11 protein-coding genes are annotated in these 13,196 nt (G+C 61.7%); 1 reads left to right on the top strand and 10 read right to left on the bottom strand.

Annotated elements, in window-relative coordinates:
* Positions 1-6 precede the first annotated feature (6 nt).
* From D8U71_RS00195 to D8U71_RS00240, 10 genes are read right to left on the bottom strand one after another with little or no spacing between them, the layout of a single operon-like run.
* Positions 7-1,143: a glycosyltransferase family 2 protein gene (locus tag D8U71_RS00195; RefSeq protein ID WP_122700568.1), complete on the bottom strand. Its 1,137-nt coding sequence runs from the start codon at positions 1,141-1,143 to the stop codon at positions 7-9.
* Positions 1,136-2,104 carry a glycosyltransferase gene (locus tag D8U71_RS00200; protein ID WP_130886911.1) on the bottom strand — a complete coding sequence of 323 codons (969 nt, stop codon included), beginning with the start codon at positions 2,102-2,104 and terminating at the stop codon, positions 1,136-1,138. Before D8U71_RS00200 ends, D8U71_RS00195 begins: the two co-directional genes overlap by 8 nt.
* On the bottom strand, positions 2,101-3,471 hold the full coding sequence (locus tag D8U71_RS00205) for an O-antigen ligase family protein (protein WP_130886912.1): 1,371 nt from the start codon (positions 3,469-3,471) through the stop codon (positions 2,101-2,103). Before D8U71_RS00205 ends, D8U71_RS00200 begins: the two co-directional genes overlap by 4 nt.
* Positions 3,468-4,559: a glycosyltransferase family 4 protein gene (locus tag D8U71_RS00210; RefSeq protein WP_130886913.1), complete on the bottom strand. Its 1,092-nt coding sequence runs from the start codon at positions 4,557-4,559 to the stop codon at positions 3,468-3,470. Before D8U71_RS00210 ends, D8U71_RS00205 begins: the two co-directional genes overlap by 4 nt.
* Complete coding sequence (locus D8U71_RS00215) at positions 4,556-6,148, bottom strand: Wzz/FepE/Etk N-terminal domain-containing protein (RefSeq protein ID WP_130886914.1); 1,593 nt, start codon at positions 6,146-6,148, stop codon at positions 4,556-4,558. Before D8U71_RS00215 ends, D8U71_RS00210 begins: the two co-directional genes overlap by 4 nt.
* Positions 6,149-6,164: 16 nt before the next feature.
* Entirely contained in the window at positions 6,165-7,187 is a 1,023-nt protein-coding gene (locus D8U71_RS00220) for a polysaccharide biosynthesis/export family protein (RefSeq protein ID WP_041478599.1), read from the bottom strand.
* A 21-nt stretch (positions 7,188-7,208) separates the two neighbouring features.
* Positions 7,209-7,856: a CpsD/CapB family tyrosine-protein kinase gene (locus D8U71_RS00225; RefSeq protein WP_024012451.1), complete on the bottom strand. Its 648-nt coding sequence runs from the start codon at positions 7,854-7,856 to the stop codon at positions 7,209-7,211.
* Complete coding sequence (locus D8U71_RS00230) at positions 7,856-8,602, bottom strand: sugar transferase (protein ID WP_110646483.1); 747 nt, start codon at positions 8,600-8,602, stop codon at positions 7,856-7,858. Before D8U71_RS00230 ends, D8U71_RS00225 begins: the two co-directional genes overlap by 1 nt.
* Positions 8,603-8,616: 14 nt before the next feature.
* Positions 8,617-9,651, bottom strand: coding sequence for an NAD-dependent epimerase (locus tag D8U71_RS00235; protein ID WP_130886915.1), 1,035 nt, complete (start codon positions 9,649-9,651; stop codon positions 8,617-8,619).
* Positions 9,648-11,000: a UDP-glucose/GDP-mannose dehydrogenase family protein gene (locus tag D8U71_RS00240; protein WP_130886916.1), complete on the bottom strand. Its 1,353-nt coding sequence runs from the start codon at positions 10,998-11,000 to the stop codon at positions 9,648-9,650. Before D8U71_RS00240 ends, D8U71_RS00235 begins: the two co-directional genes overlap by 4 nt.
* 388 nt (positions 11,001-11,388) lie before the next feature.
* Here D8U71_RS00240 and D8U71_RS00245 point away from each other — a divergent pair, with 388 nt between their 5' ends.
* Positions 11,389-13,086 (top strand): sulfatase-like hydrolase/transferase, encoded by a 1,698-nt coding sequence (locus D8U71_RS00245; RefSeq protein WP_130886917.1) that lies wholly within the window; start codon positions 11,389-11,391, stop codon positions 13,084-13,086.
* Positions 13,087-13,196 lie beyond the last annotated feature (110 nt).

A 13,196-nucleotide genomic window follows, 5' to 3' on the forward strand; every position in this document is an offset into this window, starting at 1 on the left:
GTCCTCTTAACGGTTCTGTTCCGGATTCCACTGGGCATACCGCTGGCCGCGCAGGAACTGCCACAGGCCGAGACTCATCCCGGCGAGGGTGACCAGCAGAAACGCGGCGAGGCGGAACGGTTTCGGCAAGCGGTGTTGCGCATCCAGCAGGCCGGCAATTGCCACGCTGTAGCCGAACAGTTGCGCGATCAGGCTCAGGCGATAGAAGCCGTGCTCGTCCCACAGCCAGCAATTGCTCAGCAGCAATGGCAGAAGAAGAACCGGCGCGAGGCGGCGGATCAGTTTGTGGCTGATCAACGCCAGTGAATACAGGCCATGCTTGAGCGGATTGAGCAGCTCGCGGCGCTGGGCCAGGCTTTGCAGGCCGCCGACGGTGACACGCTGACGACGGCGAAACTGTTTGTCCGCCTCGTCGACGCCATGGTCGATAACCTGCGCTTCGGGCACGTAGACGATGCGCTTGCCGGCCACCGGTGCGCAGGTGCTGATGAAGAAATCGTCGTTGACCTCGGCCGGTACGTTCTGGAACAACTCGCGGCGCAGGGCGAGCAGGGCGCCGTCAGCGGAGACCATGCAGCCGGTGCGGTTCTCGACCCGGCGCAGCCAGCCTTCGTAATGCCGGTACAGGCTGTCGCCGATGCTCAGGCCGCCACCAGTAACCGGGATCACCATGTGCCCGGCGCAAGCGCCTACCTGTGGATCGCTCAGCGGCGCGAGCAAGTGGCCGAGGGTGTCGCGTGACCATTGGTTGTCGGCATCGGTGAACACCAGAATGTCGCCGCTGCTCAGGGCCGCGCCGGCATTCAGCGTGGCGGCTTTGCCTTGACGCGGCAGGTCGAGCACGGTGATGCGCGGATCAATCACCTTGTGCGCGCAGGCCACGGTGTCATCGGTCGAGCCGTCGCTGGCGAGAATGATCTGCAGCGTCGCCGGTTGATAATCCTGCGCCAGCAGCGTGCGCAACTTGTGCTCGATATGCCGCGCCTCGTTGTGTGCGGCGATGACGATGCTGACGTTCAGCGGCGGCGCCGGCGTGTGTCGCCACGCCGGAAACAGCGGCGCGAGAATCGTCAGCAAAAGCGGGTAGCCGATGTAGGCATAGACCGGCAGCAACAGGCACATCCAGAAAATGAACTCAGCCACGGGCAGGCCTCCTTGCGTTCCACTGACACAGACTCAAAATGAACGCCGCGCCGGCCAGATGCAGGCGCAGCCAGTGCAGGCCCCACAGTTGCAGGGTCAGGAGCGGATCACGGTGCTTGAGACTCTGGCGAACGCTCAGTACCAGCCCCGGCATCAGGGTCAGCGTCACCATTAGCGCTGCGTGGTGCGGAAAACCGTCGAGCAGCGCCGAAATCGCCAGAAAGTCCAGCAGCCAGACGAACAACGACAGCATTGGAAAGCGCAGCAGGCGCAGGCTCATGCCATGGGTGCGCAGCAGTTGCAGATGGCTGCCCTGGCGCCACATTTCCTTGCCCATCCATTCGCGCCAGTTCATTTCGTAACCCCAGTGCAGCGCGACCTTGTCATTGACCGACAGCAGACGCGCGCCCTGTTCGTGCAGGCGCAGGGTGAATTCCTTGTCTTCGCCGGTGCGCAGGGTCTCGTTGAAACCGCCGACCTTATCGAACCAGTCGCGACGCATCAGCAGGTTGGAACTGGGCAGCCAATCGACGCTGTGGCTGACGCGGTGCGAGGGCTGCGAAGAGCGGCGTTGCCAGGCCGTGGCGAACCATGGCGCTTCGGCCGGGGTGTGCAGATCCAAGCCGAACACATCGGCCTGGCCACTGGCTTGGATGTCGAACAAGGGCTGCAACCAGGTTTCCGGCATTTCCACGTCGGCGTCGATGAAGGCCAGCCATTCCCCGCTGGCGATCGCCGTGCCGCGATTGCGCAGCGCGCCGATCAACAGCCCCGGCAAACTGAGCACGGTTGCGCCGAACTGCCGGGCAATCTGCGGGCCCTGATCGGTCGAGCCGTTGTCGACCACGATCAGCTCGCACTCGACATTGGCCGCGTGTGCGGCTTTCTGCGCAGCGAGCAGGGTACGGCCAATGTGCCGCGCCTCGTTGTACATCGGGATGACGATGCTGATCCGCTTCATGCCTGCGTCTCCGTAGTCAGTGGCGCCTGCTCGGCCTTGATGCGCAGCACGCTGGTCAGCGCCAGCATGATCCACACGTATTTCTGGTTCGGTGCGCTGAGGAACATCAGGAACAGGGTCAGCGACAGAAAGCTCACCCCCAGGTGGGTCATCATGTCAGCCCGATATCCGTCACCGCGCAGCATCCACGCCGCCCGCGCGCGGATCAGGTTGTACAGACCGAGCCCGAGCATGCCGACGAAGAACAGCCCGGCGGGCACGCCCAGTTCGCTGAAGATTTCCAGATAGGTGTTGTGGGCGCGGCGGTACAGGTCGCCGATCTTGCGGTTGGCGGAAAACGCCTTGGCGTAACCGGTGGTCGCGTAATGCAGCGGGAAGGTCCCGGGGCCGGAGCCGAGCACCGGGTGCTCGCGGATCATCTGGCTGCCGACGACGATGTAGGAAGCACGGCGGCCGAGGGATTCGTCCTGCGCCTTGGAGCCGGCGCTGAGGATGCTCAATGACTGGATCCGTGCCATGTAACCGGCCGGCATGGCGTAGATCGCCAGCGGAATCACGATGGCCGCACCGAGCATGACGAAACCCAGGTGCCGTGGGCGGATGTGGGTCAGTTGCGCGCGGTAGTGCCAGATGCCGATGAGCAGACTCAACGCCAATACCACCAGGCCTGAGCGCGATTCGGTCTTGGTCATGCCACCGAGCAACAGCAGGCAGCAAGCGCCCCAGAACAAGCGGTGCAGCAGGTTCGGACTGCGGATCACCAGCAGCAGTCCAAGAGGAATGGCGAAGGCGATCAGCATGGCGAAGGCGTTGGGGTCTTCGAGCAGGCCGGCGGCGCGGCCCTGATCCTGAAACTTCGCCGAGAACATCGCCATGGCGCAGGTCGCGGTGACGGCGAGGGTCACCAGCCGGGCGAACAGGTCGAGGTTCAGTTCGCGGCCGATCAACAACGTAATGACAAACAGCACCAGACCAACGCTGAGTTCGCGCAGGTGCCCCAGCGACATGCTCATGTCATCGGTATTGAGCAAGCTGAGAAAATACAGAACCATGAAGCCGATCAGGCAGTGCCACAGATTGCTGCGCAGGCGCTGCGACGGAATCTGGTGCAGCGCCAATTGCAGCATCACGATCACTGCCAGCGAGGCGCCGAGCAACTTGCTGCCCGACACCGAGCTGTCCTTGAAGAACCCTTCGAACGGCACCAGCGCGGCAATGCCGAGCAGGCCCCAGGTCGGCTTGCGGTACAGAACGGTGAAACCGACCAGACCAATAACCGCCCCCGGTGCCAGATACGGCCAGGGACTGGCCAGCAAACCGAGGCTGACCAGGGCGAACAGACTGACGATCGAGAGCGGGAAAATCATGCGCGTGTCTCCCGTGCCGTTTGGATGTACAGCTGCGACCAGCGTTCGGCCAAAGCCTTGAGGTCGTAGCGCTCCTGTTGGGTGCGTCTGGCGTTGTCGCGCAACTGCGCGGCCAGCTTCGGTTCGGCCAGCAAGGTGTCGAGCTGGCGGGCGAGGGCGGCGGTATCCGTCGGCGCCGCGAGCAGGCCGTTGTGACGATCCTGCAAGACATCCGGAATGCCGCCGACCGCGAACGCCACCACCGGCACGCCGGCCTGCATCGCTTCGAGCAGAATCATCGGCGTGCCCTCGGTGCGCGAGCTGATCACCAGCGCATCGAGTTGCTGCCACCAGCCTTGCATCGCCGTCTGGTAGCCCGGCAGGCGAATCCGCTGCTGCAACCCGGCAGCATCGATGCGCGCCTGCAAGGCCTCGCGTTCCGGGCCGTCGCCGAGCATCACCGCGTCCAGTTGCGGATGCTGGTGACACAACGCAATCAGCGCATCGAGAAACAGATCCGGGCCTTTTTCACTGCTCAACCGCCCGACGTAACCGGCCAGCCAGCGTTGCCGCTCCGCCACCGGCTGCATTGCCGGTGCTGCCGGCAAACCGTTGGGAATCACCTGCAACTTCTCCGCGCTCACGCTGGCCTGCAGATGCAGCGTGGCGATGCTTTGTGCCACGCAAACCACCCGTTTCACCGACGCCGTGCGGCACAGTTGCAGGCTCAGCCAGGTGTAGAACTTCTGCTTGCGACTGCGCGGGGTGAAGCCGTGCTGGGTGATCACCAGCGGCAGGCGCAACAGCGTGGCGCCGACCCAGCCGAACAACAGCCCTTTGAAGTTGTGGGTGTTGAGCAACGGTTTGTCGCCACGGCGCTGACGCAAGTGCCGCAACAGCTCGCCCAGCCCTGAACAAGCGCGAGCGTCCACCCCGGCTTCACGAAAGCGCGAGATCAGCTCAGGCGGTGCGTCGAGGAACAGCACTTGGTGCTGCCCCGGCGTGGCCAGGCAATGATCCAGCAACATCCGCTCGGCCCCGTAGAAGCCGCCGCTGCTGAGCAAATGAATGATCGGCAGGGCGACGATTGGGGTGGACACCGCGTTCAATTGCGCACCCAGTGAACCAGGCTCGGCATGGTCCAGTTCTTGTGCGGATTGCCCGGCTGCGACGTTTCTTCGTTGAGCACCAACAGCACTGGCAGGCCCAGCTCATGGCTGATTTGCGCCGGATGCTTGAAGCGGTGATCGAAGAATTCACGAACGTAGACGAAGGCGATCGCCAGCAGCAGGCCGGTGAACAGCCCGAACGGAATGATCAGCAGCGGTTTCGGGAACGCCGCCTCGGTCGGTTCGAACGGTGGGCTGAGCACCCGGGCGTTGGACAGGTCATCGTTGAGCGAGCGCGTAGTGCTGCTTTCGGCGAAGCGCTGGGCATAGGTCGAAAACGCTGCGTGCAGCGCATCGATCTCGGTGTCCATCTGACGCAGTTTGCTCTGAGTCTGCTGCAGGTCACGGATGCGGCTCTTGAACTCGGCGATGCGCGCGGTCTTCTGCTCGATCACCTGCTTGACCACGGCCAGGTCGGCGGTGCGTTCCTGGATGCGGTTGCTCACCACTTTGAGAAACTGCTGACGGGTGCGGGCGATCTGTTCGCGAGTCAACAGCATCGGCTCGCTGCCGGGCTGGAATACCGCCAGATCGTTCATGTAACGGCTGACCTGGCTGGTCAGTTGCTCGCCCATCTGTTTGATTTCCCGATCCTCGAACGCCACGTTGTCGACGGTGGTGGTGAAGGTGTAGGGAAAGGTGTAGTCGTTGAGCTTGCTGCTGCTGGCGGCGGCCAGCGCGGTTTTCAGATACTCGAGCCAACGCTGGCTTTGCAGCAGGCGATCCTGATACAGGTTCAGCGCCTGTTCTTCAGTGTTGATGGCGTTGAGGCGGAAGGTGATTTCCTCCTTCGGATCCGCCGCGCCGACATTTTCCAGCAGCGCTTGGCGGTTACCTTCCAGACCATCGAGCCGCACTTGATACTGGTGCTTTTTGGTTTCGTAGAACGACTGCGGCAAATCGATCGATTGCAGGGCCTGACGGCTCACCAGGTAGTTCTGCAGCAGGGCGCTGACAAACGTCGTGCCTTGCTGCGGATCCGGGAAGCTGTAGGTGATCGAGATCACGTTGGAGCCGGGCAGGGTCTCGATTTTCAGGCTGTCGACGGCTTGCTGGGTCAGGGCGTCGAGGGTGGTGTCACGCACCGGATCGGTTTCCATGCCGAGCCCGTTGCGCAGCGGGTTGATGACGTACTCGCGCAGCGGTGTCGAGACGTAGCGCTTGAACGGTTCGCCAAGCAACTTGGCGAACACCCCGGGTGGCGGGCTGTATTCACCGTTGTCGCGCAGTTCGCTGATGGTCTGACGGATAAGTGCTGGCGAGCGGAGGATGTTGCTCTCGGTTTCCATGTCCGCCAGCGACGGCGGAATGAACGTGGCGTTGTCCACCGTGAGCGACGTGGTGGCGTCACCCTGAGAGAGTTTTTTCGACTGCACGATGACCTGCGCGGTGATATCGAAGCTCTGTTTGAGCAGCAGCGGCAGGAGCAGGGCGATGACTGCAAAGGTCAGGAAGACGCGCTTCACCAGTTGCTTGTTGGCGAAGAAAATCCTGAAGAACTCATGCAGGTAGTTTTCCTTTGGGTTCATGTCGGTCACCTGTGAGTTAGTTGTCGCTGTCTTTGTTGTCGACGCGGTAGCCGAAGCTGAAACCGACGCCCTGGAACAGCACCACATCAGCCAGTTGGCGGGCGAGTTCGCCGGCGCTGGCCAGTTTGGTTTTTGGCACGTAGAGCATGTCGTCCGGTTGCAGGTAAGCGATTTGCGGGGCATCGCCGGAAAGGGCTTTTTCGACGTCGTAGCGCACCGCTTTCACCTGATTGCCGTTGCGCCGCATGATCACCACCGAATCCAGCCGGGCCTTGACGTTGGTACCGCGCGCCAGGGTCAGCGCCTCGAGCACCGACACCGGCCGGCGGATCGGATACGAGCCCGGTTGTGCGACTTCACCCAGCACGTAGATCTCGTTGCCGGCGGTGGACTTGAGCAGCACGTCCACAGTCATCCGGCCCGGCAGTTGCGCGTACTTTTTGTTGAGGAAGGTTTCCAGTTGATTGACGGTCATGCCTTGCAGCGGCACGGCGCCGATTTCCGGAAAACTCGCGTAGCCGTCAGTGCCGACGGTGATCTCGCGGCTCATGCCGGTGGCCGGGTGATTGAGGGCGCTTTTCAGGTTCTGCTCGTTGCTCAGCGGGCTGATGATCTGCACGGTGAGCTGGTTGCGGTTGGGCTGGAACAGCTGTTTGCGCTGATAGACGCGCTGGATTTCCTGACGGGCTTCTTCGCTGGTCAGCCCGGCGATTTTCACCGAGGTGTTGGCGCCCGGCAGTTCGATGGTGCCGTCGGGCAGCACCAGTTGATTGCCGTTGAGCTGGCTGGCGGCGGTGAAATTCAGGCCGATCTGGTCGCCCGATTGCACGCGGTAGGCGTCCGAACCGCTGGTGCTGATATGGAAGATCACGTCCAGCACATCCTGCGGGCGCAGGGTCTGCTCGATCTTCGGCATATCGGTCGCCTGGGCGTTGGCCGGGGAAGCGGTGAGAATATTCACCGGCATGTTCTGGGTGTCGGAAGTGCTGGAGCAGCCCGCAAGCGGCAGCAACAGCAGGACAAGCATTCTGGCGTTCATGGCGTCATCCTTTGCGTTCGCTTACAGGTTTTTGTAAAGCCATTTGGGCATGTAGTACTTGCGCCGGTTGAACACGCTGCCGACCACTTTCGCCCCGGCCTGAGTCAGGCGTTGCACAGCGGCCTGGGCGACTTCCCAGCGGGTGTCTTCGGCGCGCACGACAAACACCACGCCGTCGACCTGAGTGCTGATGACCAGGGTGTCGGCGGCGGAATACACCGCGTCGCCGTCGATCACCACAAAGCGGTACTGGCTGCCCAACTGGTCGAGCAACGGGCTCAGGCGCTCGGCGGTCAGGTGTTCCAGCGTGCGGATCGGCCGGCCGTTGGGCAGCACATGGAAGGGCAGGCTCGAGACCTGCACCACGCAGTCCTGCAGCAGCGGCGGGTTGCCCGGGTTGAACAGCAGGTCGCGCAGGCCGCGCTCCTTGCCGAGGTTCATCTGCTGGGTGAGGTTGTTCGCCGACTGGCTGGCATCGACCAGCAGCACCTGGCCGCTGCTCATCTGCGCCAGTTGACTGGCCAGTGCCAGCGCGCTGGTGGTGGTGCCGGCGCCGGGGTTGGCGGCGGTCAGGAACAGAATGCGCAGGTCGAGATCCAGCACGGTCGAAGTCAGATTCGATTCGCTGGGGCTGGCGATGCTCAGGCTTTTATTGGTTGAACCGTCCATTAGCTTGCTCCGTGGCCGCTGAATACTTTGAAGGGGGTTTTCAACAGAATCTTCAGATCAAGCAGAAGGCTCTGCTCGGCGATGTAACTGAGGTCCAACTCAACGCGCTGGTCGAAGTCGATGTTGCTGCGTCCGGAGATCTGCCACAGACCGGTCATGCCGGGGTAGATCGCCAGACGCGCGAGGTGATTGTCCTTGTAGCGGTAAGCGTTGAACGAGGTCGGGCGAGGGCCGACCAGGCGCATGTCGCCGGTCACCACGTTGATCAGGTTGGGCAGCTCATCGAGGCTGGTGCGCCGCAGGAAACTGCCGATGCCGGTGACGCGCGGGTCCTTGTCGATCTTGAAGTCGATGGCGTCTGCCCCGTGCTTGTTCAGGTGGCGCAGCGACTCTTTGAGTTCTTCGGCGTTGCTGACCATGGTGCGGAACTTGAACATGCCGAACTTGCGCCCGCGATAACCGGTGCGTTTCTGCACGAACAGCACCGGCCCCGGGCTGGTGAACTTGATGGCCAGGGCCAGGCCCAGCAGCACCGGCGAGATCAGCACGAGAATCGTCAGCGCACCGAGGCAGGCGACCACCCGATTGGTCCGCGACAGCTGCCATGGGCGGCCACCATCGCGGCCGCTGAGCCAGCCGCGACCCTGACGGTGGATCGCTGCGTCGAGGCGCATGCGATGTTCCGGGTCGACGCGCTTGTCAGGGCGCATCTGTGCAATCGACACACTTCTTTCATGTCCAGTCATGGCGTCCTCCGCATTCAATCAGCCGCAAGCGGCGCACGGGCAGTGGGGTAGTAGTCGCGGAACCAGGCGATGAAGCGGCCCAGTCCTTCATCCAGTTCTATCCGGGGCTGGAATCCGGTGGCCTGGGCCAGATCGCTGGCCTCGGCGCAGGTGTTGAGCACGTCGCCCGGTTGCAGCGGCAGCAGCTCGACAATGGCTTGCCGATCGAGATGTTTTTCCATCAGCGCGAGGTAGGTTTTCAGCGCGACCGGCTGCTGCCCGCCGATGTTGAACAGGCGCCACGGCGCCATGCTGCTGGCGGGGTCGGGCTGCTCGCGATCCCACTGCGGATTGGCTTGCGGTGGCTGATCGATGAGGCGAGCGATGCTTTCGATGATGTCGTCGATGTAGGTGAAATCGCGCTGGTGCTCGCCGTAATTGAACAGCTTCAGCGGCTCGCCTTCGCTGATCGCCCGGGAGAACTGGATCGGCGACATGTCCGGCCGGCCCCAAGGCCCGTACACGGTGAAAAAACGCAGGCCGGTGCAGGGAATGCCGAACAGATGGCTGTAGCTGTGCGCCATCAGTTCGTTGGCTTTTTTGGTCGCGGCGTACAGCGACAGCGGGTGGTTGACGCCATCCTTGACCGAGTAAGGCGTGTGCTGATTGGCGCCGTACACCGAACTCGACGAGGCGTAGATCAAGTGCTCGACCGGGTGATGCCGGCAGCTCTCGAGAATGTTCAGGAAACCGTTGAGGTTGCTGTCCAGATACGCCCGTGGATTGTCCAGCGAATAACGCACCCCGGCCTGCGCGGCGAGGTGGATCACCACTTGTGGCAGCTCGCGGGCAAACAGCGCATCGATCGCCGAAGCGTGGGCCAGATCCACCGTGGCCAGCGGAAAATCGCCGACCTGCTCGCGCACCCACTGCACGCGGTCGTGCTTGAGCTGCGGGTCGTAGTAGTGGTTGAAATTGTCCAGGCCGACCACCGAATGCCCGTCGCGCAGCAAGCGCAGGACGCAATGAGCACCAATGAAGCCGGCGGCACCGGTCACCAGAATCTTCATGGCCGCAGCCCTTCAGGGGCGATGTGGCGCAGACCGATGCCGCTGTAATGCAGGCCGGCGGCGGCAACCTGTTCCGGGTTGTACAGGTTGCGCCCATCGATGATCACCTTCGAACGCAGTTTCTCGGCGAGCAGCTCGAAATCGACTACGCGGAAGTTTTTCCACTCGGTGCAGATCACCAGCGCGTCGGCGTCTTCGAGGGTGTCGTCGCGGGTCGCGCACAGGTGCAGGTCGTTGCGGTAGCCGTAGATGCGCCGGCACTCGGACATGGCTTCCGGATCGTAGGCCTGCACGCTGGCGCCTTCGGCCCACAACGCGTCCATCAGATAACGGCTCGGGGCTTCGCGCATGTCGTCGGTGTTCGGTTTGAACGCCAGGCCCCAGACCGCAATGGATTTGCCGGCCAGGCCCTGGGGAAACTGCGTGCGCAATTTGCTGAACAGGATGTGCCGCTGGCTGTCGTTGACGTCGGTGACGCTGCGCAGCAATTTCAGCGGCATGCCGTTGTGTTCGGCGGTGTGCAGCAAGGCCCGCAGATCCTTGGGAAAGCACGAGCCACCGAAGCCGCAGCCCGGATAAATGAAGTGGTAGCCGATGCGCGGGTCGGAGCCGATGCCTTTGCGCACCGCTTCGATGTCGGCGCCGAGCAGCTCGGTGAGATTGGCCAGTTCGTTCATGAAACTGATGCGGGTGGCGAGCATCGCGTTGGCCGCGTACTTGGTCAGCTCGGCGCTGCGGTTGTCCATGAACATCAGTTTTTCGTGATTGCGGCAGAACGGCGCGTACAGCTCGCTCATCTGCTCGCGGGCAGCGTCGTCGCGGGTGCCGATGATGATCCGGTCCGGGCGCATGCAGTCGGCGAGGGCGCTGCCTTCCTTGAGAAATTCCGGGTTGGATACCACGCGCACCTGCAGCTCGGTTTTGCCGCGCAACAGCAATTCGCTGGTGGCCGTGGCCAGGACTTGATCGGCAGTCCCGACCGGCACCGTGGATTTGATGATCAGCGTGCGATCGGCCTCCATCAGGCCGGCAATTTGCCGGGCGACGTTGAGCACATGGCTGAGGTCGGCAGAGCCGTCTTCGTCCGCCGGGGTGCCGACGGCGATGAAAATCAGCTCGGCGTGAGTCACCGCATCACTGGCCTGAGTGCTGAACAACAAGCGCCCGGCCTTGATGTTTTCTTCAAGTGTTGCGGACAGGCCTGGTTCACTGATGGGCGGCACCGCTTGTTGCAGTTGTTTGATCTTGTTCGGATCAATATCAATGCATAAAACCCGATGGCCGACATCGGCAAGTGCAGCGGCTTGTATAAGTCCGACATAGCCAGTGCCAAATACGCTCACGTCCATCTGCGCACCTCAATAAAACCAGAAAAGTTAATTACGGATGAGATTGTTAAAGGGGTATAGCGCAGGGTTTGGAAAGCGTGTCAGCAAAATGACATGTTGCACGGGTATAACACTTGAGGCGTTTTTGGCGATTGGCCATCAAGTCATTGCTGCCATTGAATTTGTTGATTTCTTGCAGATTTGTTCAGATTTTATTTAACCGACAGACGGTCTAAGTCCCCGATATTAAAGGCTTTCACCGCTACAGGTGTGTCAGATTTGAGTCGCCGTTTTTTTGACGCTTTCCCCGCCTATCAGTCATTTCTTGCGCTTTGATGGCCGGGTGCTAGTGTCAGGTTCTGACCGACAAACCTTTGACATTTGCCCTTTTCCGATCACCGGTATCGCCATGTTCAAATACGCCAAGGAACTGCTCTTAGTTGCCCATCTGTTGCTCTTTTCCGACTATTACGTGGATCGGTTAAATGCTATCGGGTGGGGTTTCAATGTACTTGTTTTTGGCGCGATGTTTTTGGCGCTTACTTTCGCGTTATATCTAACTGCCTATATACGTCAGGCTCTCGTTCGACATGCATTCGCATTAACAATGTTTGCCGCAGCGGTTTTTTTTGATGTTTACACACGGGTTACCGCGGATTACCTGAGGTACAGCGATTTCGTTTCGCTGGTGTACTCCGGCGGCTTCATTCAGGAAGCGGCCTATCAGTATCGCGATGCGATCCTGCGCGCGGTGCTCAGTGGCTTGCTGCTGTTGTTCGGCATCGGACTCAAGCCGCGTCATGCGCTGTTCATACCCAACACGTTGCGGGTAGCGGCGCCCCTCGTCGGCGTATTGATGCTCAGCGGATTGTTGTTTCTACGAGCGGGTGAGGGCGCACGTGGGTTGCCGATCATGTACACGCCGCTGGCCTACCTGAACCTGTTTGCCTACGAGGCGCTGCACGATACTGTCGGCCCCCGTGAAGCGGTGACGCTTGCGCGCGCCACGCCCGCCGTCGGCCATGACATTGTGCTGATCATCGACGAAAGCATTTCCGGCAATTACCTCGACATCAACGCGCCGTTCGGCGTGCACAGCAACCTCAAGCAAGCGCCGGCCGGGGTCGATGTCTTCAACTTTGGTTATGCCGCGTCCATTGCCAACTGCAGCGCCGACACCAACGTCACCTTGCGCTACGGCGGCACCCGCGCCGACTACAGACGCATCAACAGCACGTTGCCGTCGATCTGGCAGTACGCGAAAAAGGCCGGGCTCGGCACGGTCTACATCGACGCCCAGCGCACCGCCGGCAACCTGCAGAACCTGATGACCGCCGCCGAGAAAAACGACATCGACAGTTTCGTGCAATTCGACCAGACCAGCGTGCGCGACCGCGACATGGCGGCAGCGGCGAAGCTGATCGAACTGCTCAACGACAATCGCCCCGAGCTGATCGTGATCAACAAGGTCGGCGCGCATTTTCCGGTGCATGACAAGTACCCGGACGCGTTCATGGCCTACCGGCCAACGCTGCCCCGCGGACAGTTCACCGAAGTCGCCGACACTGGCGAACGCAACGGTTTCAACGGCCAGCCGGATGACTGGGTGCTGTATCGCAACGCCTACAAGAACACGCTGTTGTGGAACGTCGGCGAGTTCTTCGCCCGGGTGTTTGCCCAGGCCAACCTGAACAATGCGCTGCTGATTTACACCTCCGATCATGGCCAGGATCTGCATGAGCGCGGCAACCCGGGCTTGAATACTCATTGCGGCGGCGACCCGGTGGAAGAGGAGGGGCTGGTGCCGCTGGTGGTGATCCAGGGTCGTGGATTGCAGACGCCGGACTGGGCGGCGAATCTGCCGGCAAACAAGGACCGCTCCAGCCACTACAACATCTTCCCGACGCTGTTGCAGGTGATGGGCTACGACTTGGGCGCAATCGAAGCGGTGTATGGCAAACCGCTAAGCGTGCCGACGGCGGATGAGTTCACTTTCAACTACCGCTTCAATGCGCGGTTGGGGGCCAAGCCCGAGTGGAAACATATCGATCTGGGCAGCATCGTGACGCCGGAGCGGGCGCCGGCGAGTGTGGCTTCGGGGCAGTGAGTTCTGGATTGCTCGGGCGGGCCTCTTCGCGAGCAGGCTCGCTCCCACAGGGGATTGCATTCCAGGGGCGGGAACGAGCCTGCTCGCGAACAAGTCGGGACAGGCTGCGA

Origin of the sequence: Pseudomonas sp. Sample_21 (assembly GCF_004307525.1) — a bacterium.
Lineage (GTDB): Bacteria > Pseudomonadota > Gammaproteobacteria > Pseudomonadales > Pseudomonadaceae > Aquipseudomonas > Aquipseudomonas atacamensis.